At 55.8% G+C, this 21,596-nt stretch carries 21 protein-coding genes and 1 tRNA gene; 16 read left to right on the top strand and 6 right to left on the bottom strand.

All coding sequences use genetic code 11. The features are described 5' to 3' along the window. The first annotated feature begins 112 nt into the window (after positions 1-112). A complete protein-coding gene (locus GH722_17120) occupies positions 113-730 on the top strand; it encodes a hypothetical protein (protein MRG73494.1) in 618 nt (205 codons plus the stop codon). An 82-nt stretch (positions 731-812) separates the two neighbouring features. On the opposite strand, the gene GH722_17115 is transcribed toward GH722_17120, so the two are convergent. Both GH722_17115 and GH722_17110 read right to left on the bottom strand, forming a co-directional pair. After that, positions 813-1,712 (bottom strand): restriction endonuclease, encoded by a 900-nt coding sequence (locus GH722_17115; GenBank protein MRG73493.1) that lies wholly within the window; start codon positions 1,710-1,712, stop codon positions 813-815. A gap of 231 nt (positions 1,713-1,943) precedes the next feature. After that, a tRNA-Ser gene (locus GH722_17110) sits at positions 1,944-2,033 on the bottom strand. 134 nt (positions 2,034-2,167) lie between these two features. Between GH722_17110 and GH722_17105 the strand changes: the two genes are divergently transcribed. Then, a complete protein-coding gene (locus tag GH722_17105; GenBank protein ID MRG73492.1) occupies positions 2,168-3,166 on the top strand; it encodes a hypothetical protein in 999 nt (332 codons plus the stop codon). A 43-nt stretch (positions 3,167-3,209) separates the two neighbouring features. Next, a complete protein-coding gene (locus GH722_17100; protein MRG73491.1) occupies positions 3,210-4,115 on the top strand; it encodes a pseudouridine-5-phosphate glycosidase in 906 nt (301 codons plus the stop codon). A gap of 15 nt (positions 4,116-4,130) precedes the next feature. On the opposite strand, the gene GH722_17095 is transcribed toward GH722_17100, so the two are convergent. Then, a complete protein-coding gene (locus GH722_17095) occupies positions 4,131-4,814 on the bottom strand; it encodes a TIGR02281 family clan AA aspartic protease (protein ID MRG73490.1) in 684 nt (227 codons plus the stop codon). Between the two features lie 71 nt (positions 4,815-4,885). Continuing rightward, positions 4,886-5,590 carry an SDR family NAD(P)-dependent oxidoreductase gene (locus GH722_17090; protein MRG73489.1) on the bottom strand — a complete coding sequence of 235 codons (705 nt, stop codon included), beginning with the start codon at positions 5,588-5,590 and terminating at the stop codon, positions 4,886-4,888. A gap of 301 nt (positions 5,591-5,891) precedes the next feature. Between GH722_17090 and GH722_17085 the strand changes: the two genes are divergently transcribed. From GH722_17085 to GH722_17030, 12 genes are all read left to right on the top strand, one after another. Beyond that, positions 5,892-6,713: a flagellin gene (locus GH722_17085; protein MRG73488.1), complete on the top strand. Its 822-nt coding sequence runs from the start codon at positions 5,892-5,894 to the stop codon at positions 6,711-6,713. A gap of 139 nt (positions 6,714-6,852) precedes the next feature. Continuing rightward, positions 6,853-7,926, top strand: a complete 1,074-nt coding sequence (locus GH722_17080) for a response regulator (protein MRG73487.1) — start codon at positions 6,853-6,855, stop codon at positions 7,924-7,926. Positions 7,927-7,958: 32 nt separating this feature from the next. Beyond that, positions 7,959-8,768: a YdcF family protein gene (locus GH722_17075; protein MRG73486.1), complete on the top strand. Its 810-nt coding sequence runs from the start codon at positions 7,959-7,961 to the stop codon at positions 8,766-8,768. 79 nt (positions 8,769-8,847) lie between these two features. Beyond that, complete coding sequence (locus tag GH722_17070) at positions 8,848-9,816, top strand: lytic murein transglycosylase (protein MRG73485.1); 969 nt, start codon at positions 8,848-8,850, stop codon at positions 9,814-9,816. 23 nt (positions 9,817-9,839) lie between these two features. After that, on the top strand, positions 9,840-10,862 hold the full coding sequence (locus tag GH722_17065; protein ID MRG73484.1) for a septal ring lytic transglycosylase RlpA family protein: 1,023 nt from the start codon (positions 9,840-9,842) through the stop codon (positions 10,860-10,862). A 95-nt stretch (positions 10,863-10,957) separates the two neighbouring features. Further along, positions 10,958-12,094, top strand: coding sequence for a D-alanyl-D-alanine carboxypeptidase (locus tag GH722_17060; protein ID MRG73483.1), 1,137 nt, complete (start codon positions 10,958-10,960; stop codon positions 12,092-12,094). Positions 12,095-12,096: 2 nt separating this feature from the next. Beyond that, the gene (locus GH722_17055) at positions 12,097-12,744 is read left to right on the top strand and encodes a dTMP kinase (GenBank protein MRG73482.1); all 648 of its coding nucleotides are present in this window, start codon (positions 12,097-12,099) and stop codon (positions 12,742-12,744) included. Then, complete coding sequence (locus GH722_17050; protein ID MRG73481.1) at positions 12,741-13,862, top strand: DNA polymerase III subunit delta'; 1,122 nt, start codon at positions 12,741-12,743, stop codon at positions 13,860-13,862. Before GH722_17055 ends, GH722_17050 begins: the two co-directional genes overlap by 4 nt. Positions 13,863-13,930: 68 nt before the next feature. Continuing rightward, the gene (locus GH722_17045) at positions 13,931-15,457 is read left to right on the top strand and encodes a methionine--tRNA ligase (GenBank protein ID MRG73480.1); all 1,527 of its coding nucleotides are present in this window, start codon (positions 13,931-13,933) and stop codon (positions 15,455-15,457) included. Between the two features lie 2 nt (positions 15,458-15,459). Beyond that, on the top strand, positions 15,460-16,245 hold the full coding sequence (locus GH722_17040) for a YchF/TatD family DNA exonuclease (protein MRG73479.1): 786 nt from the start codon (positions 15,460-15,462) through the stop codon (positions 16,243-16,245). Positions 16,246-16,250: 5 nt separating this feature from the next. Beyond that, positions 16,251-17,018 (top strand): MBL fold metallo-hydrolase, encoded by a 768-nt coding sequence (locus GH722_17035; protein MRG73478.1) that lies wholly within the window; start codon positions 16,251-16,253, stop codon positions 17,016-17,018. Between the two features lie 428 nt (positions 17,019-17,446). Continuing rightward, positions 17,447-18,007 carry a redoxin domain-containing protein gene (locus GH722_17030; protein ID MRG73477.1) on the top strand — a complete coding sequence of 187 codons (561 nt, stop codon included), beginning with the start codon at positions 17,447-17,449 and terminating at the stop codon, positions 18,005-18,007. A gap of 138 nt (positions 18,008-18,145) precedes the next feature. Here the strand turns inward: GH722_17030 and GH722_17025 are convergent, their stop codons facing one another. After that, a complete protein-coding gene (locus GH722_17025) occupies positions 18,146-19,591 on the bottom strand; it encodes a catalase (protein ID MRG73476.1) in 1,446 nt (481 codons plus the stop codon). Positions 19,592-19,701: 110 nt separating this feature from the next. Continuing rightward, the gene (locus GH722_17020) at positions 19,702-20,610 is read right to left on the bottom strand and encodes a LysR family transcriptional regulator (protein ID MRG73475.1); all 909 of its coding nucleotides are present in this window, start codon (positions 20,608-20,610) and stop codon (positions 19,702-19,704) included. A gap of 132 nt (positions 20,611-20,742) precedes the next feature. Between GH722_17020 and mazG the strand changes: the two genes are divergently transcribed. Further along, a complete protein-coding gene (mazG, locus tag GH722_17015) occupies positions 20,743-21,594 on the top strand; it encodes a nucleoside triphosphate pyrophosphohydrolase (GenBank protein MRG73474.1) in 852 nt (283 codons plus the stop codon). The last annotated feature ends 2 nt before the right edge of the window (positions 21,595-21,596 follow it).

The raw sequence follows: 21,596 nt of genomic DNA, 5'->3' as shown, positions 1-21,596 counted from the left end.
AGATAGAATAACTTGTTAAATTTATTTCGATAAAATATTCTTTCATCTGTATTTCTACCGTTTTGTCCGCTGCTGGTTGATGCAGATATGTGAGTTGCGAAAGGGAAGATGAATGCGTTTTTTTCTCCTTAACTTTGTGCTGTTTTTGATGCTGATGCCTTCTAACTCCCGATCAGAAAGCATCAGTACCGTCATTTCATGGGGAGAAGATCCAGCTTGGATTGATATTGCTTCTGGAAGCGAGATCAAGGTTGTTGCGAGTGATGGTGTTTCAGATGGATGTTGGACAAATGTCGCTCAGACTAGGGATTCTGTAGCGATTGAGTTACAGAGAAGTGGTTACAAAATAAATTTATCGGATGATGGATATTCGGCAAGTAGGTTAATTATATCTGTTTCTGGATATGGAATAAAAAATCAATCTTGCGCTGTGTTGTATGAGTTTTTATTTGTGACGATGACGGTTGGGCGAGATCTGTTTAGCCAGAAACATACCGTGATGAGTCTTCGGGACGTGGAATTGTGGAGAAAATCTGGTATAATGACTGGTCCAAAAAAAGACATGAGTTATCGAATTAAAGACGAGTTTATTAGTCTCACGCAGAGGTTTATTTTAGAAGTTCCGCAATTGCGAAAGTCAGCACTTAAAAGTATAAATGACGTTGCAGGTTTAAATAAATTAAAGGATCCGGAAGCGTATAAATTTTGGTCAAATTATGAACTAAAGTAAGTTTGTATTAGGACGTTGGAGTTAAATGGTAAAAAATGTATTTAAATATTTAAGCTTATATTAGTAAAGTTCTCCTAGTGATTCAGCTCTTGAAGCAGTGCTCCCGGTGCCACTGAAGAAATTGTGGATGTGGCCGATCCATAATTCGCTCGGGTAATGATGCTTTACCATTTTCGTTGATGAATGATTTTACACTCTCAAGATCATTGACCTGACGAGAAATAAGAATTTCAAACTCATCTGATAAACTGATCAAACCTAGGTCAAACATCCAATGTGCGGTCCCGGAAAGTGCGAGACCGTTTCGAACTATGTCCGGACCATTATTTTTAACTGGTTGGATATGGGCTGCTTCTACTTCAGCGCGTCCTCCGCCATTGATAAGTTTCAGTCCGGTAATTGCACAACGCTCATTGTAAGCCCGAAGCACAACACGACGAAATGCCTTGTCCCGCATTACGCGTCTTGTCAGTTGCTGGACACGCTCCCGGTCCTCTCCAAATGTAAAAGGGGCCTGTTCGTCATCCAGTTGGAGTATCGCTTCAGCAGAATCTTGGCGCGGGAGTAGCGGATTTGAATCGCTGAGTCCGATTTCGATGATACGGAGGAAATCGACTGGATTTATTGGTCTTACTGCTGCTTGGGCGCGACCAGAAAGTATTCCATTCTCGTTTAATAGACCGCGATCAATCGGGCCATCGCTATCATTGAATGGAACAGGAGAGGGAAAGTCCAAATAACTACCAGATTCGATTAAAGCCAAGTACATCCCGGGTGTTTTTGGATCTGGTATGATGCTGCTGACACGCGCAATTCCAAAATACCCTCGTGTTCCGCGCATCTTCGTTGGCTCTAGATATACAATCCAGTCCCCTTCTGACGTTTTTGCCCGATCTAGATACTGCCTTGGAAACTGATACTGCTCCGATGGACTGTCATCGTAGATCGAATCAGGTCTAAGCATAAACACACAATACCCCATAAATGAAAGCTACCTGGAGGTTGCGCGTTTGACCAGTGGCACTTGTATCGCGTCTGTTGATTTCACTCAAAAATTAGTGATGCATTTTGTCGAAACTCGACGCGGTCATTTGAGTGTCTGTCGGAGACGTAGAGATTTGAGAACGCCATCGCTCTCGCCGTTTCTGCGAAACGGCTGGCGCTACATCAATTTCAGAGAGTTGGTTCACCGCTTCGCTTTGCGAAGCGGTAGTGGCGGATGGGGTGGGATTCGAACCCACGAAGAGCGTTAACCCTTGCCGGTTTTCAAGACCGGTGCCTTCAACCGCTCGGCCACCCATCCTTCGCCAGAGGCGTTGGATAGTCGATTTTTATCGGGGTTACAATTCCGTTTCAGCTTTGTTGTGCAGGTTTGCCGGAACCGGCCCTGTCCAGACCCGATACGCATTAGCGTGAGATTCATCTTTCGCCGTCAGCATGGGGGGAATTTGCCGGATGGCCGGGATGGTGGAGCCTGAGATGATGGAGAGCAGCAACGATATCGCGCTGATTGGCGCGGCGAATGTCGATCTGGTGATGCGGCTGGATGAGCCGATGCTGCCGGGTCTGTCGAACCCGGCGGAAATGACGCTGCGGATCGGCGGAGCGGCGCGCAATATTGCGGCCTGTCTGGCACGGCTGGGCCAGCGGCCGCTGTTGCTGTCGGCCTTTGCCGATGATGCGGACGGGGCGGCAATTGCCGGTGATGCCGGCAGGATGGGCGTCGATCTGATCAACCTGTCCGGCGGGCAGGGGCGGACCAGCCGTTATATTGCGGCGCTGGATCCGGAAGGGCGGCTGTCGGTCGCCTTCAACGATATGGGTATTCATGAACAGGCGGCGGCGCTGGACGGGGATGCGATGGCGCGGGCAATGACCTGTCGCTGGTGGCTGGCGGATGCGAATCTGTCGAGTGCCCTGCTGGAATCACTGATCCTGACAGAAGGGCGCCCGCCGGTTGCAGTTGCCGGTGTGTCCGTGGCCAAGGTGGTCCGGCTGGCCGGGCTGCTGGACCGCATTGACCTGCTGCTGCTGAATCAGCGGGAGGCCGAGGCGCTGCTGCGACAGGAGGAGAGTGCAGAAAGCCTTGATGCGGCGGCCAGGCTGGCCAACGACCTGCTGGCCAAGGGGCCGTCAATTGTTGCCGTGACGGCGGGGGCTGCCGGGGCGGCGCTGGGGCTGGAGGGGATTACCTATCGGGCCGGGGCACGGACTGATTGTGAGATGGCTGATTGCGTCGGGGCCGGGGACGGATTTGCAGCGGGGGTTCTGGCCTCGCTGTTGCGCGGGGAAGTGGCGGAAACCTGGCTGTTGCGGGGGAACGCAGCGGCTTCGCTGGTGGTTGAGAGTGACCAGGCCGCACCGGAGACGCTGGACTGGCCGGCTGTTGAGAGCCGGGCCGGGGATATCACAGTGACACGGGATGACGCGGAATAACGCTGCGGGTTGCCAGTCCGGCTGAAATGTCGAAACTGCGCGGATGAACGATCTTCTGACTTTCAGTGACGAGGTGGCGGCAGCGAGAGCTGCGGGCGGCCCGATTGTGGCGCTTGAATCCACCATCATTGCGCATGGTCTGCCCTGGCCGGACAATTTGTCGGTAGCAGCCGCGTTGCAGGATGCAGTGCGGGCAGCAGGTGCGACACCTGCAATTATCGGGCTGCTGGATGGGCGGGTGCATATCGGGCTGTCGGGCGATGCGCTGGAGCGACTGGCACAGGCCAGTGACTGCGTGAAGGTAAGCCGGCGCGATCTCGGCACCGTCATCGGGCTGGGTCTGCCGGGGGCGACAACGGTTGCGGGGACCATGTATTGCGCCGCGCTGGCCGGAATTGAGATGTTTGCGACCGGCGGTATCGGAGGCGTCCATCGCGGGGGTGAGGACAGCCTTGATGTGTCTGCCGATCTGCGTGAACTGGGACAAAGCCCGGTGACGGTGGTTTGCGCCGGGGCTAAATCGATTCTCGACCTGCCGCGGACACTGGAAGTGCTGGAGACTGAGGGCGTACCGGTGCTGGGCTTTGGCACGGACCGTCTGCCCGCGTTCCATTATCGTGATTCGGGTCTTGGTGTGGACAGGAAAATCGAAGATGCAGCGCAGGCCGCTGCCATCATCCGGGCGCAGCGCCAGCTGGGATTGCAGGGCGGGTTGCTGATCGTCAACCCGATACCGGAAGCCGACGAATTACCCCGTGCCGAGGTTGAAGGCTGGATCGAAACAGCACTGGCTGAAGCCCGGCGTGACGGGGTGACCGGCAAGCGGGAGACACCTTACCTGCTGCGCCGCCTCGCGGAACTGAGCGAGGGGCGAACGGTTGCCGCCAACCGGGCGCTGGCAATTCATAATGCGGATGTTGCGGCACGGATCGCGGTGGCGCTGGCCTGACCCGCTCCCTAGGCGTCAGGGGGTCAGGATCAGGCGTCCGGCTTCAACCCGATAGCCGCCGATGCGGCTGAGAAAGCTCATCCCCAGCAGGGACTGATTGAGGTTGGCATTGCTGACCGTCGCCCGGACATCTTCAACCACAACCGGACCAACGGCGACATGGTCCAGCTGGACACGGGCGCTGAGTGCAGGTCCGTTGGCGGTCTGTGTCGGCTGGTCGAAGGTCAGCGTTTCCGGGGCGAAGCCCAGCCGCCGGGCATCGGTCTGTGACAGGGCAACGCTGGACGCGCCGGTATCGACCAGAAACCGCACCGGCTCGCCATTCACACTGGCCTCAATAAAGAAGTGACCGTTTCGTCCCGCCGGGAAGGAAATTTCCCCGTTTGCGACAGAACCCTGGTCTTCGATGAGGTTCCCCATCACCCGGTCCGCCACCATCATGACATCACCCCTGAAGCTGTAGCCAATCGCGAGGACAAGGAAGATACCCAGCCAGACAGCGGTATATTTCAAAGCCAGCCCGACCCGGTTACGGAAATGAAACAGCACGCCCGAGCCGACAAACAGCAACAGCAGGAGAGAATAAACCAGCTCCGGCCCGTTCTGACTGAACTCAAACGCGAAGGCGCTTCTGGTCGGTATCAGCAGGCTGCCAGTTGCCAGCAGGGACGGGAGCAGGGTGGTCTTGTTCACGGACATGCCGGGCGGGATCCTGTTGTCGGTTTACATATCTTCTATATGGCGGCACCGGAGCGGTTTCGAATATGCGGTCAGAAATTTTCTGCCCAGGGACGCAATTCAAGTTCCCAGGACCAGGCACTGCGATGCTGGCGATAGACCTGCCAGTAACTTTCGGCAATGGCGTCGGGATGCAGCAGACCGTCTTCACCGCGGCTGGCGGCACGCGGATCGGAACTGTCGCCGATGCCGCCATCAATGACGAAATGCGCAACATGAATGTTCTTTGGTGACAATTCCCGCGCCATGCTCTGCGCCAGCCCCCGCAGGGCAAACTTGCCCATCGCGAAGGGGGCTGACTTCGAATAGCCCTTCACGCTGGCGGAGGCGCCGGTAAAGAAGATCGCGCCTGACCCGCGGCGGAGCATCGCCTGTGCTGCCTGCTGGGCGACCAGAAATGCGCCATAAGCGGTAACATCAAGGGTCTTGCGAACCTGATCCCGGTCCAGGCTCTCGAAATCGCCGCGGGTCCGGAAGCTGGCATTGTAGAGAACGATATCTGCTGTTCCGAACTGTCTGTCTGCCGCTGCGAACAGCGCATCGACATCTTCCGGGACTGAGGCATCGCATCTGATTGTGGTGGCGCCGGTCTCCTCTGCCAGCGCGGCGAGTTTTGTCTCATCCCGGGCTGCCAGTATCAGCTCCATCCCTTCGGAAGCCAGTTTCCGGGCAAAGGAGGCACTTAATCCGCTGCCCGCACCGACGATGATGGCGGAAGACTTCTGTTCATGACTCATGACGATTTTTCCTTTTACCCAGTTTGCCCGGCAATTTTTGCCGTTCGTTCCGTACCATTTTTCCCCTCTGCCCACCATTACCACAGGTTCTGGACAGGTATGCCATTGTTTTTACAGGAAAATAAAAGTTGGCACGCTCCCTGCTATCTGGATGCCAGATAAGTTCCGGATCGCGCAGAAGGCGCAACGCAGGACGAAGGGTCCTGCAAGCCCACTGGCCGGTGCTTTGGATCAACTGGTGCGGGGAAGCCCCTGAAAAGGCCCCGGCGCTGATGACAGAACAGTAAACGGAGTAGAATCAATGTCGACCTCGGACATCACACTGTCAGCACCGACACGGACTAACCTGCTGTCCCTTACCCGCACCTCCAGACTGATCGGGCGGACACAGGAACGGCTTTCGACCGGCCTCAAGGTAAACAGTGCACTTGATGATGCGCTTGCCTTCTTCCAGTCGCGTGGCCTCAGCAACCGAAGCAGCGATCTTGCTGCTCTCAAGAATTCCATCGATCAGGGTATTTCGACAGTGAAAGCCGCTGTTCAGGGCGCAGAAGCACTGGCCGACCTGGTTGATCAGGCCAAGGGTCTTGCCCTGCAGGCACGTCAGACCAACGATACGTCGGAACGTCAGAACCTGGCCAACCAGTTCAACGTTATCCGTAACCAGTTGACCGACCTTGCGAACGACTCAAGCTATAACGGTACAAACCTGGTCGGCCAGACAGCGGATAACCTCACGGTTACCTTTGACGAAGACGGTGACCACAAGATTACGATTACCGGTACATCACTGGATGCAACCGGTCTGTCCATCGAACTGGCGGCCGGTAACTTCGGTTCGGATGCCAACATTGATGCGGCAATTTCGGATCTGGATGTTGCGATCGGGGAGGTTCGGAATGCCTCGGCAACACTCGGTTCCAGCAACAGCTTGCTTCAGATCCGGCTGAATTTTACGGAAACACTGGTGAATACGCTGGAAGAAGGGGCGGCAAAACTGGTCAACGCTGACCTCAACGAAGAATCGGCGAACCTGCTTTCCCTCCAGACCAGACAGTCGCTCGGTGTGACATCATTGTCACTGGCTCAGCAGTCCGAACAGTCGGTCCTTCAGCTCTTCTAAGCCGGGTAAAATACGAGATCAAAAAGGGCGCTCTCCGGGGCGTCCTTTTCTTTTTCCAGAACAGGATTGCATCATACCCGGTTGGTCGTCACTTTAGAGCCGGGTAGACGGGGCCTTTTGACTAGGCAAGGGTATCAGGTTGGCACTTTACAGTTTTGACCGTCTTTCGGCACTGGTCGTCGAAGACAATGATTATATGCGAGATGTTTTGTCTGACCTGCTGCGTCAGCTTGGCTTTCGCGAGGTGAAAACAGCCAAAAACGGCGCAGATGCGATTGAATTCCTGAAAATGGTCGCGCAAAGCAGCAGTAATCAGCAATATGGCTTTGGCATTGATCTGGTGATCAGTGATCTGGTGATGAACCCGGTAAACGGTGTGCTGTTGCTGCGCTGGCTGCGTATGGCAAAGGAATCGCCTGACCGTTTCATGCCGTTCATCATGTTGAGTGGCGCAGCAGATACGGGATATGTGAATTCAGCCCGGGACATCGGAACAACAGAGTTTCTGGCCAAGCCGTTTTCCGGACGTTCGGTGTCGCAGCGCATCCTCGCCCTGATTGATCATCCCAGGCAGTATGTCATGAATCAGCATTATTTTGGTCCGGACCGGCGGCGCCGAAAGGATGATGTCGGCGATAATGAACGCCGGGTGACCGCAGAGAAGGATATAACGATTGTTTATTCCGGCTCACGGGTCACAAAGCCGAAAGACAAAACGGAAGTCTGGTATTTCAGGTTACCAAACCGGCTGAAGGAAAAGGTTGCCGGGATGGGAGCTACAGGCAGCGGGGAGTTGCCGCTTAACCTGCTTGAGGAAGCCGAGGATAATCTGGCGCGCAAGTCACTGGAATTTGCCGACTGGGCACTGACGGACCTCGCCAGCCTGTCTGATCTGTGCACCGAGGCGCTGCTGCACCCAACACAGAGACCCAAACATTTTGAACAGATCAACCTGCTGGCTCATGAAATGCGCGGGCAGGGGGGAACCTTCGGCTATCCATTGATCACGACTTTTGCCAAATCGCTTTATGACTGTACCGGCAGAGGCTGTAACCAGAGTGATGCTGCCGTTGAAGTAGTGAAAGCGCATATTGATTCCATGCGCGTCGTCCTGAAAGAAAAGATCAAGGGCGATGGCGGCGATGTCGGCAAGCAGATATTCATGGGGCTGCGCAAGGCGATCAACAAGCACCGGGAGCAATTTGTCGCCTGACCGGGCGTCAGAATGACGAAAGCAGGTCCGGTATGGAAGATGTTCTTTTTGTTGCCTCGAAATTGTTCTGGTTTGTGGTTCAGCCAGGAAATCTCCTCGCCTTCCTGATCATTTTCTGTACGGGTTTTGGTATTGTCAGAAGCCGGAACCGCTGGCTTGTGCGGGCAAATGTGCTGCTTCTGGGACTGACCTCTGCGCTGACCTTTCTGCCGGTTGGCAGCTGGATAGAAGGCCCGCTTGAACAACGCTTTCCTCCGGCTGTTTTGCAGGAGAGCGCACCCGGGCCTGCGGGAGTTATCGTTCTTGGTGGTGTTATCGATCCGATAGCCACAACGGCCTCGGGGATGCCTTCGGTTGGTGGTGGTGCGGAACGGGTGCTGGAGATGCTGTATCTTGCCAGACTGTACCCGGCTGTGCCGGTAATCTATACGGGTGGTTCAGGCCGGCTGACCAATACAGAACATCGGGAGGCAGATGCGGCGCGTCTTCTGGTTGAACGAATTGGAATTGACCCCGGCAGATTTATTTTTGAATCCAATGCCCGGAATACATTTGAGAATGCCTCCCGCGTGGCAGACTTGTATCCCCCAAAGCCGGGGGATGTCTGGATTCTGGTTACTTCCGCTGCACATATGCCACGATCTGTTGGTGTTTTTCGCAGGGCGGGGTTTAAGGTAGCTCCGTACCCCGTTGATTATAAAACAAAAAAGGACGAAAATTTTTCGTTCCGGTTTGATCTCGCCGGCGGGTTGAGCGGCGTATCATCCGCTATCAGGGAATGGATTGGCCTGTTTGCATACCGGCTTATGGGCCGAACCAGCGAATTGTTTCCCGCGCCCTGAAATCTTTCGGATGATAACGGTTTCGCAAGATTGCCGGATTACAAAGTATATTCCCGATCAATCAATGTGATGAATAGCAATGCAAAAACGACTTTCGATGCTGGCTCTTTCATTGACTGTCAGTCTGAGCGCCGGGGCACTGGCTGCTGAACAGTCTTTCGATGCCTGGCTTGAGGGCGTACGTCAGGAAGCGCGGGAGCGTAATATCTCCGAGGTGATCATCGCGGCTGCCCTGACTGATATCAAACCGATACCCCGGGTCATTGAACTTGACCGCGGACAACCGGAATTTACCCAGACATTCCAGCAGTATATGGCAAAGAGAATAACACCTCAGCTGATTGAGTACGGCAAAAAGATGATGCAGGAGCATCGTGAAATTCTCAATGAGGTGTCTCGGAAATACGGTGTTCAACCGCGGTTTATTGTGGCGCTTTGGGGAGCGGAAACCAGTTTTGGCCGCTATACCGGTGGCTTCAAGGTCGTCGACTCTCTTGCAACGCTGGCCTGGGACGGAAGGCGAAGTGCCTTTTTCCGTAAGGAACTGTTTAACGCACTGACGATTCTCAATCAGGGCCATACGACCGCCGATATCATGAAGGGATCGTGGGCAGGCGCCATGGGGCAAAGTCAGTTCATGCCATCCTCCTATCTTTCGTTTGCGGAGGATTACAACGGTGATGGACGCCGTGATATCTGGGAGACGCAATCAGATGTTTTCGCATCAATTGCCAATTACCTGTCAAAATCCGGCTGGCGGGATGACCTGACATGGGGGCGGGCAGTTGACCTGCCGAGGGGATTTGATGAATCGCTGGTCAGTCTGGATGTGATCAAGACGATGGATGAATGGCGTGCCCTCGGTGTGCGTAAGGAAGGTGGTGGTGCCTTGCCGACCCGCAATATTGAAGCCTCCGTCATTCGTCCCAAGCGGGGCGGGGATGCTGCATTTCTGATCTATCAGAATTATCGAACCCTGCTGAAGTGGAATTATTCGCATTTCTTTGGCATTTCTGTCGGGTCGATTGCAGACGCTATTGGTGACTGATTTTGGGTTTGGGGGAGTTTGAGATGAATTCTGGCAGAATTTACGCGTCTGTTGACCGGCATTCTGTGTCGCGTGCCGGTAAACTTGTCGGGGCTTTCTGCCTGATGATGGGGATGGCGGGGTGCGCAGAGATCAATCTGTTATCTCACGCGATCAAGGAGACGCTGCCTGAAAACTCGGAGCCCTTTACCGGCGAAGGCGGCGAATATGGTAATTCGACGTCCTACAAGATCGGGAATCCTTATCAGATCTACGGCACCTGGTATACGCCGGCGGTTGATTATGCTTATGACGAGACAGGCATTGCTTCTTGGTATGGGCCGAACTTTCACGGCAAGGATACCGCGAACGGCGAACGTTATGATATGAACGCGCTGACTGCGGCGCACCGTACCCTGCCTTTGCCGAGTATTGTTCGTGTCACGAATCTGGAAAACGGGCGATCAATTATTGTCCGGGTGAATGACCGGGGACCGTTTTCGAAAGGCCGGATCATTGATCTGTCCCGTAAGGCCGCCGACCAGCTGGATATGATCGGGGCCGGAACGGCGCGGGTGCGGGTGCGGGTATTGTCACGGGAAAGCCGTATGCTTGCGGCGCGCCTTCAGGGGACAACAGTTGCCTCAGGCGATACGACAAGGGTAACGGCGGCACCAAGGACGAAAGTTGTCGCCCGGAACCTGAACGGCTCGGGTGCCGTCCAGCCAACACCGGTTGTTCAGTCTTTTGCCGCTCCTCCGGCTACCCGGGCCGCCGCGCCGGCCGTAGGCGTGACCACACCGCTGCCGCAGACCATTACGCAAACGGTACCTGTCGATACGGATATGTTTATTCAGGCCGGATCATTTACCGTCTACGAATATGCCAACCGGGCGCAGGCGCGGCTTGCCGGGCATGGAACAGCCGGAATTACCCACGCCCTGGTGAATGGCCGGGATTATTTCCGTGTCCGGGTCGGCCCCCTGAGTACAGTGGATCAGGCTGATCAGTTGCTCGCATCGGTGATTTCGGCGGGATTTCCTGACGCCCGTATCGTGCTAGAGTAAGACGAATCATTCAGATCAAAATTTCGCCACAGCGGCCTGATCCGTTACGGATATCCGGATGCTGTTCCGGCGAAAGAGAAAACGGAGGAAAGAACATGTTTCAGACGGTTGGCCGGTTTGCCGGATTGTGTTCTCTCGCAGGTTTTCTGGCTGTTGCTTCACCGTCATTCGCGCTGGATACCGCAGCCAAACAGGCCGTGATGATTGATGCGGAGACCGGTGCTGTTCTGTTTGAAAAGAATGCAGATGAACTGATGCCGCCGTCATCCATGAGCAAGATGATGACGGTCTATATGCTGTTTTCCAAAATCAGGGAAGGTTCGGTAAGCCTTGATGACAATTTCCCCGTCAGCGAAAAGGCCTGGCGGAAGGGCGGCTCGAAAATGTTCGTGGAAGTCGATACCCGCGTGAAGGTCTCTGACCTGATTCGGGGAATCATCATCCAGTCAGGGAATGATGCCAGTATTGTCGTTGCCGAGGCGTTGGCAGGTTCTGAAGAGGCCTTTGCCCGTACCGCGACCGCGAAGGCACGGGAAATGGGGATGTCGAATACGACATTGCGTAACGCAACGGGCTGGCCCGACCCGGAACATATGACCACGGCCCGTGATCTGGCGACCCTGTCATTGCGGACGATCAAAGACTTTCCGGAACTCTACAAGATCTATGCAGAACGCAGCTTTACCTATGCCGGCATCCGGCAGGGTAACCGGAATCCGCTGCTTTACCGTAATATGGGGGCGGATGGCCTGAAAACCGGCCATACAGAGGCTGCGGGTTATGGTCTGGCATCGACCGTCGAGCGGAATGGCCGGCGGCTTGTGCTGGTCGTCAATGGTCTCGACAGCGTGAAGGCACGCGGATCGGAGTCCGAACGTCTGCTGGAATGGGGGTTCCGCGAATTTGCCAATGTCAGCCTGTTCAGGAGCGGCGATGTGGTTGAAAGCGCGGAAGTCTGGCTGGGTGACAAGAAGCGGGTGCCGCTGGTCATTGATGAAGCTCTGACCGTCACGGTTCCGCGCAACGCACGCAAGGATATGAAGGTTGCGGTGGTCTATGACGGGCCGGTTCCGGCACCGATTGTGGCCGGTGACCGGGTTGCCGACCTTGTGATCAGTGCACCGGGTCTTGAAGACCGGGTTATTCCCCTGAAAGCGGCAGAAACGGTCAACCGGCTCGGTTTTGTCGGCCGTATTCTGTCTGCCGTCAAATATATCGTCTGGGGTGCGTGACCTTGGCTGACGGGCAGGAAGTGGGCCCATTCATCACATTTGAAGGCGGTGAGGGTGTTGGGAAGTCGACCCAGTGCAAGATGCTGGCTGCTGCCGTACAGACCGCTGGGTTTCAGTGCGAACTGACACGGGAGCCCGGCGGATCAGAGGGGGCGGAGGCAATCCGGAATCTTCTGGTTACCGGAGAAACCGGCCGCTGGGACGGGCTGACCGAGGCCTTGCTGAATTATGCCGCGCGACGTGATCATCTGACCCGACGCATTCAGCCCGCAATGGCCGGGGGTAAGTGGGTCATCAGCGACCGGTTCGCCGATTCAACGATGGCTTATCAGGGATATGGCCATGAGCTTGATAAAGAGACCATCCGACGATTGCATCGTCTGGTTTGCGGCGGCTTCCGGCCCAGCCTGACCATTGTTCTCGATCTGGCGTCAGACAGAGGGATCGGCCGGGCGATTGAACGGGAAGGAGGCGAAGACCGCTATGAGCGGATGCCGCTGGCCTTTCACGAGCGGGTACGCTCGGGCTTTCTTGAGATTGCCCGGCGGGAACCGGATCGCTGTGTTGTCATCGATGCCGACCGTACTGTTGAAGCTGTGCATGAACTGGTGGTGGGCGCTGTCCGGGAACGCCTTGGCATTACCTTATGAGCAAGAAGCCTGCCGTACCTGATCTGGTTGATCCGTCTGACCCGCCCTGGTTGCCGCCAAGGGAAAACCCGGAATTGCTGGGGCAGGGGGACGCCGAGAAAGAACTGATCGAAGCCTGGTCATCCGGCCGGATGAGCCATGCCTGGATGCTGAGTGGCCCGAAAGGAATCGGCAAGGCGACGCTGGCCTACCGGTTCGCCCGGTTTGTCCTCTCGGGAGGTGGTGAGCCGGACATGTTTGGTGGTCCGCCCACCAGTCTGGCTACAGCACCGGAGGATGCGATTTTCCGGCAGGTCGCGTCGCTTGGCCATCCGGATTTTCTGGCGATCACCCGCAAGCTCGACAAGCAGGGCAAGAAACTGTCGCAATCCATTTCCGTCGATGTCGCCCGGCAGATCCCGGGCTTTATGTCGATGACACCATCGGCAGGTGACTGGCGGGTCGTTGTCATTGATGCCGTCGACGAGATGCGGCGGGAAGCGTCGAACGCGATCCTCAAGATTCTCGAAGAACCGCCACGGCAGGCGCTGATCATGCTGGTCTGTCATCAGCCATCACGTCTGTTGCCTACCATTCGCTCCCGCTGTCGGAGGCTGATGCTTCAGCCGCTGCCGGAAACCACGGTCAGCCAGCTTATCACCCGGCATCATCCGGAAATCAGCAGCGGGCTGGTTGAGCGGTTGGCAGAAATTTCCGACGGCAGCATCGGTCAGGCAATGTCGCTGATTGATGCCGGTGGTATCGATCTGATGGATGATCTGGATGCACTGCTTGCCGGATTGCCGAAAATGGATATCCGCAAAATGCATGGTCTGGCTGACCAGGTTGCGAAAGCCGGCGCCGAGCGCCGGTTTACTGTCATGATGGACCTGATCTATCACAGGATCGGAAAATCTGTCTCGCTGGCGGCAGCTGGCAAGCTTGGTGAGGTCGGTAATGACGGTATGAGGGCCAGTGTCGCTGCGGCGGCAGGCGCCGGTTCGCTTGAACCTTGGATAGAGGTGTGGGAAAAGATCGCGCGTCTTGGTCGGGCCGTTTCGACTGTCAATATGGATCGCAAGCAGGCAGCACTGGATGCCCTGCTGTCAATCCAGTCAGTCGCGCAATCCAAAGCCTGATCAGCGCCGGACAGCAATGCCAGTCGGGCAGGGCTGACGGATCCAAAGCCTATAGCGGGAGCAGGGGCATGCCCTACTACGTCACAACACCAATTTACTACGTTAATGATGCGCCCCATATCGGCCATGCCTATACCACGCTGGCCTGTGACGTGCTTGCCCGCTTCATGCGGCTGGAAGGGGAAGATGTCTTCTTCCTGACCGGGACCGACGAACATGGTCAGAAGGTCGAGAAGTCGGCTATGGCCGCAGGCGTTGATCCGCAGACCTTTACCGACCGGGTTTCGCAGAATTTCCGCGACCTTGCTGTCGCGATGAATTTCTCCAATGACGATTTTATCCGGACCACCGAGCCACGGCATACAAAAGCTGTGCAGGATCTGTGGAAACGTCTGATGGACGCCGGTGAGATCTATCTCGGCAGTTACAGCGGCTGGTATTCCGTCCGGGATGAAACCTATTACGCGGAAAGCGAACTGGTCGCCGGTAAGGCGCCAACCGGTGCGGATGTCGAATGGGTGGAGGAGCCGAGCTATTTCTTCAAGCTGTCGAAATGGCAGGAGCCGCTGCTGAAATTCTATGAAGACAATCCGGATTTCATTGCGCCGGTCAGTCGTCGTAACGAGATGATGAGTTTTGTGAAGGGCGGACTGACTGATCTGTCGATCTCACGTACGACCTTCAACTGGGGTGTCCCGGTGCCGGGCGATGACAAACATGTCATGTATGTCTGGCTGGATGCGCTGACCAATTACATGACCGCCGTTGGCTATCCGGATCAGGACAGCGACAGCTACAAGACATTCTGGCCGGCTGATCTGCATATGGTTGGTAAGGATATCATCCGTTTTCACACGGTCTTCTGGCCGGCCTTTTTGCTGGCAGCCGGATTGCAGCCGCCGAAACGGGTGTTTGCCCATGGCTGGTGGACAAATGAGGGCCAGAAGATTTCCAAGTCTGTGGGCAATGTCATCGATCCGCTGGCGCTGATTGAACAATATGGTCTGGATCAGGTTCGCTATTTTCTGCTGCGTGAGGTTCCGTTCGGAAATGACGGTGATTTCTCGCACAACGCCATCGTGCATCGCATGAACGGTGATCTGGCGAATGATCTCGGGAATCTGGCTCAGCGTGTGCTGTCGATGGTGCACAAGAACTGCAATGGCGTAATTCCGCAGCCCGATGCGTTCAGCGAAGCTGATAACGTCCTGCTTGATGCCGCCCGCAGTCTGCACGGAAAGACACGTGAGGCGTTCCTTGCCCAAAGCTTCCACAAGGGACTGGGCGATATCTGGGATGTGATCGGGCAGGGCAACCGCTATGTCGATGAACAGGCCCCGTGGGGGCTCAAGAAGAGCGACCCCGAACGCATGGGGACGGTGCTCTATACACTGGCAGACGTGATCCGGCGGATCGCCATTCTGGTACAGCCGGTGATGCCGGAAAGTGCCGGAAAGCTTCTGGATCAGATGGATGTGCCACAAGACAAGCGCAGCTTTGGTGATTTGGAAACGGCCCTGACGCCGGGGCAGGCTGTGCCGAAGCCAACCGGGGTGTTTCCGCGGTTCGTGGATGAAACGACCGACGGCGCCTGAAGATGCTGGTTGATTCGCACTGTCATCTCGATTTCCCGGATTTCGCTGAGGATTTTGATGGTGTTCTCAGCCGGGCAGAAGATGCAGATATCGAGAGCATTCTGACGATCTGTACCCATGTGACGAAGTTCGGGCAGATTCGCGCCATCGCCGAGGCGCATGATCATATCTGGTGTTCCGTTGGGATTCACCCCCACGAGGCGGAGAGCGAACCGCCTGTGACGGGGGCTGAACTGGCAGGGCTTTCTGTCCATCCAAAATGCATCGGGATTGGTGAAACGGGGCTCGATTATTTCTATGAGCACAGCCCGAAAGCTGAACAGCAACGGAACTTCCGGGCGCATATCGAGGCATCACAGGATACCGGTCTGCCACTGATTGTGCATGCCCGGGATGCGGATGATGATACCATTCATATCCTTCGCGAGACGATGTCGGCCGGAGCGTTTCCGGGGGTCATTCATTGCTTTACTGCCGGGCCTGAACTGGCCCGCGTGGCGGTCGAACTGGGTCTTTATATCTCTATCTCCGGGATCGTTACCTTCAAGAAAGCTGAAGACCTTCGGTCGACGATTGCTGGTATTCCACTAGACAGATTGCTGGTTGAAACCGATGCGCCTTATCTGGCGCCGATGCCAAACCGGGGTAAAAGAAACGAGCCTTCCTTCGTTCAGCATACCGCTGCGAAGGTTGCTGAAGTGAAGGGCGTTACCCCGGATGATCTGGCCCGGATCACCACCGATAACTTCTATCGCCTGTTCTCGAAGGCCCGGCGACCGGCCGGATAACGGGTATGCGGATCACCATCCTGGGATGCGGATCTTCCAGTGGTGTGCCGGCTGTCGGTAACTACTGGGGAAGCTGTGATCCGGATGAACCACGCAACCGGCGGCTCCGGTCATCGGTCCTGATTGAAGTCTCGGGCAAGCGTCTGCTGGTCGATACGAGTCCGGATCTGCGGGAACAACTTCTCCGCGTTAACCATTCCCATCTTGATGCTGTTCTGTTCACCCATGCCCATGCAGATCATGTTCATGGCATCGACGAACTGCGCTGGGTCAACATGGCAACTGACCGATGGCTCGATGTCTATTCTGATCAGGTCACGCTGGACGAGATTGGTCAGAGATTCGGATATGTGTTCGAAGAACAGTTCCGTGACAGGCCATTCTACAAACCCTGTCTGAAGGCTCACCAGATAGAGCCAGGGCAGTTTGATGTCGCGGGGCTGACGATGACAGCCTTTGATCAGGACCACGGATATTCCCGAACGCTCGGATTCAGAATTGGTGATTTTGCCTATTCGACAGATTGTGTTGCTCTCGATGACCGGGCGTTCGATTGCCTGAAGGGGGTCGATATATGGGTCGTCGACTGCTTCCGGATGGACCGGCATTCGACGCACAGCTGGTTCAGTCAGACCCTTGAATGGATCAAACGCGTTCGGCCGGGGCGGGCCATCCTGACGCATATGGGACCGGATATGGATTATAAAACCGTTGCTGGCCTGTGCCCGAACGGTGTTGAGCCAGCCTGGGATGGAATGGTAATCGAAATTTAGAAGGTCTGCTTTATAGTTAGGACTCAATTTCTAATCCATTGTTTATAAATGATATTATATTTTAGATAACGTATATTATGCGACATTATGGATTATGATGATCTGCGTTTCGGTCGCAGACCGGTCTGTCGGTCCCCTCACTTTTCTAATCAATGTTTGTCCCGGAGGTTGGTCTCACGGATGCCGCTATCGATCTTGCTGAGATGCTTCTGACGAACTGTCGGATGGTTCCGATACTGACTGGCGAACAATATCTCACACATGTTATCAGGCTGGCATTCATCCGACCGGTAGTTCCGGGTTAGCTGGGATCACGAAATCGCTATCTGATGGATGGTTGCATCCGGGATGGTTAAGCGCATCTTCGGGGCAACCGCCGAGTGACATTGTTGCTTTGGTGTTGTTCAAACCAGATAAGGAAATATGTGATGACTGACATTACCCCCCTCTTTCCGCGTCAGCCCGTTCCGTCGCTCAAGGTTGCGACTGTCGGTGGCGGCTCATTCGATCTCGGTGACAGCAAGCCCGAGAATTTTACCATGGTGGTTTTCTATCGCGGACTGCATTGCCCGATCTGCGGCAACTACCTGGCCGACCTTGAAAAGAAGCTCGGCGACTTCGCAGAGCGTGGCGTCAACGTCGTCACGGTTTCCAGTGATGGTGAAGATCGCGCCGTTGAGGCGAAGTCAAAATGGGGTCTCGACAAGCTCGTCATGGGCTATGGTCTGGATCTCGACAAGGCCCGCGAATGGGGTCTCTATATCTCTTCGTCGAATGGCGTGACCTCATCCGGTTTTGAAGAGCCAGCCCTTTTCAGTGAGCCGGGTCTGTTCCTGGTCCGCCCGGATGGCACCCTCTATTTCGGTACTGTGCAGACCATGCCGTTTGCTCGTCCGAACTTCCGTGAAATCCTCGGGGCACTCGATTTTGTCCTCGCCAAGGGCTATCCGGCCCGTGGCGAAATTGTTGACCACAAGGCTGGAAAATAATCTTCTGACAGTCTGAATCAGAACGCCCGCTCCGGGAAAATCCGGGGCGGGCGTTTTGTATTTATATCAGAATATTTGAAGTAACCGGCAATCCGGGACCTCCGGTCAGGAGGCCCCGGTGTGAAGCATTGAGCAGGCTCAGAAGTCGAGGCCGAGGGCTTTGGCAACCCCTGCCCCATAAGCCGGATCAGCCTTGGCAAAGTGACTGAGTTGCAGCCGGATGATGTTCTCCGGAACACCCTGCATGGCACCGGCAATGTTGCCGAACAGCTGGGCCTTCTGATTGTCATCCATCAACCGGAACAGATCACCGGCCTGGCTGTAGTCGTCATTGCCATCGCGATGATTGTAGCGATCGGCATCACCGGAAATCTTCAGCGGCGGTTCGGCATAGCCTTTGTCTTCTGCCGGGCCGTTGAAGCTGTTCGGCTCGTAATAAGCATCTGTGCCTTTCGGAGCATCGAAGCGCATCGGGCCATCTGCGTGGTAATGATGAACCGGGCATTTCGGACGGTTCACCGGCAGGGCTTCATAGTGAGTACCAACCCGGTAGCGGTGAGCATCCGCATAGGAGAAGATACGGGCCTGCAGCATCTTGTCGGGCGAGAAGCCGATCCCGGGAACGATGTTCGACGGTGAGAAGGCCGACTGCTCAATCTCCGCGAAATAGTGATCCGGATTGCGGTTCAGTTCGAGGGTCCCGACATCGATCAGCGGATAATCCTTGTGCGGCCAGACCTTGGTCAGGTCGAACGGGTTGAGGTGATAGGTCTCAGCATCCAGCTCCTGCATGATCTGCACCTTGAGGTCCCAGCGCGGGAAGTCGCCCTCTTCAATCGCATTATACAGGTCTGCCTGAGCGCTCTCGCGATCATTGGCGATGACGGCGTTGCCTTCGTCATTGGTCCAGTTCCTGATGCCCTGGCGGGTCTTGAAGTGGAATTTCACCCAGAACCGTTCACCGTCACTGTTGATGAAGCTGTAGGTATGGCTGCCATAGCCGTTGACGTTGCGATAGCCCTGCGGCAGGCCGCGGTCAGACATCAGGATGGTAACCTGATGAAGGCTTTCCGGTGACTGTGACCAGAAGTCCCACATGGCAGTCGGGCTGCGCATATTGGTGCGCGGGTGGCGTTTCTGGGTATGAATGAAATCAGGGAACTTCAGCGGGTCGCGGACAAAGAAGACTGGCGTATTGTTGCCGACAACATCCCAGTTGCCCTCGTCCGTATAGAACTTCACGGAGAACCCCCGGACATCGCGTTCGGCATCTGCCGCACCACGCTCACCGGCGACCGTCGAAAACCGCATCAGGATATCAGTCTGCTTGCCGACCTCACCAAACAGGTTGGCGCGGGTATAGGCAGTAATATCATTCGTGACGGTGAAGGTGCCGTAAGCACCGGAACCCTTGGCATGGACAACACGCTCGGGGATGCGCTCACGGTTCTGATGGGCCAGCTTCTCAATCAGCTGGTAATCCTGCATCAGCACGGGGCCACGGGCACCGGCAGTCAGGCTGTTCTGGTTGTCGGAGACCGGATTACCACCGGTCGTGGTCATTGTGGGGCGCTTGTCGCTCATAACGTCTCTCCGTAATTTTGGGTGCAAGCTTCGTTGCTTGCGTGGAGAGAACGTATCGGAGGCGGGTTTGTTTAGGAATTTGACTGTCTGAATGACGGTGATAGGCGAATTCAATCATCAATCAGACTGACAACTCCGGGTGCTGCCCGGCGGACCGTCTGGCACAGCAGGCGGATATCATCGGGCCGTGGAAAGCTTTTACGCCAGACCGCCCCCACCCGGCGAAAGGCAGGCCCGGCAAACGGTCGAATGGCAATCCGGCCATCATGATTGCTACCGGAGACGGCCATTGCGGGCAGCAGGGTGACGCCAAAGCCGGCTTTGACGAGCTGACGCAATGTTTCCAGGCTGGCTGCCCGGAAGTCGCCGCCAAGTCCGCCGGATGACGGACGGCCGCAGATTTCCATTGTCTGATCCCGCATACAGTGTCCGTCATCAAGATACAGCACATCCTCCTCCGCCAGTTGCTGACGCAGGACGGCCTCTGTCGCAGCAAACGGGTGATCGGGATGACAGGCGACAAGAAAGGATTCATCAAACAGGGCTTCCGTCGCCAGTTCGTCACCATCCAGCGGGAGGGCCATGAATCCGACATCCAGATCGTGATTTATCAGGCTTTCGGTCAGATGGGCAGTCATGTCCTCGACGAGAACCGGAATGAGATCCGGATAATCCGCAACGAGGGCCGGCAACAGCCAGGGCAGCATATAAGGGGCCAGCGTCGGGATGCAGCCAATTCTGAGATGTCCCGACATCGGGCGCGATTCATCAGACCCCACCTGCCGGATCATGTCTGCCTCAGCGAGGATATTGCGGGCATGACGCAGCACCTGCTCACCGGCATCGGTCACTGAAACCGACCGGTTTGTGCGCTCCAGCAAGGCAACGCCCAGTTCCGCTTCCAGCTTTTTCAGCTGCGTTGAAAGTGTGGGCTGGCTGATATTGCATTCGTCAGCCGCATGGCCGAAATGGCGGTGCTCTGCGACGGCAATGAGATATTTCAGATCAGAAAGGTTCATTCGCTTAATATATCAGAAGGTCGGGTATGATTGACAGGGAAGATGGCAAGCCTGCATTCATCCCCCGGTTAACCCGGCTCTGGCAGGGAGCGGGCAAGCCGGTTATTCTCATGTCGACTCACCGGAGGTTCCATGTCCCTGCCCCAGACGCGTCGTCTGCTCGACATCATGATACGCCTGCGTGACCCGGAAACAGGTTGTCCGTGGGATATCGAGCAGACATTCGAGACCATCGCCCCCTACACGATCGAAGAAGCCTATGAAGTGGCTGATGCGATTGAACAGAAGGATATGGCTTCCCTGCGCGATGAACTGGGCGATCTGTTGCTGCAGGTCGTCTATCACACCCGGATTGCCGAAGAAACGGGGCTGTTCAGCTTCGATGATGTTGCCGCCGGTATTGCTGACAAGATGGTCCGACGTCACCCTCATGTTTTTGGTGATCAGCAGGTTGACGATGCAGAGGCCCAGACCCGGAACTGGGAAGAGCAGAAAGCCGCTGAACGGCGGGAGAAAGCCCGGGGCAATGACGCGCCGGAGAGTGCGCTGGATGGCGTTGCACGTACCCTGCCCGGTCTGCTGCGCGCACAAAAGCTGACGAAACGGGCGGCCCGGGTTGGTTTCGACTGGCCACATGTCAGCCAGGTTTTTGATCAGCTTGATGAGGAAACGGCAGAGCTTCAGGCCGAAATTGACGTTGATCAGCCTGTCCATGACCGGCTTGAGGATGAACTGGGCGATATGCTTTTCGTGATGGCCAACCTTGCCCGCAAGCTCGATGTTGACCCGGAACAGGCCGCCCGACGGGCAAATGCCAAATTTGAGCGTCGCTTCCGCCGGGTTGAGCAGTTGCTGCGCGATCAGAACCGGTCCTGTGAAGAGGCCTCCCTTGCCGAGATGGATGAACTCTGGCGGGTGGCCAAGACCGAAGAGCGGGCTGTGGCAGCCCCTGACACCATTCTTGCGAAGCGGACGGGAACCTGATG

It is taken from the genome of Alphaproteobacteria bacterium HT1-32 (assembly GCA_009649675.1).
Lineage (GTDB): Bacteria > Pseudomonadota > Alphaproteobacteria > Rhodospirillales > HT1-32 > HT1-32.
Note: the sequence above shows the minus strand (reverse complement) of the source record. Positions and strands in the feature narration are given on the sequence as shown.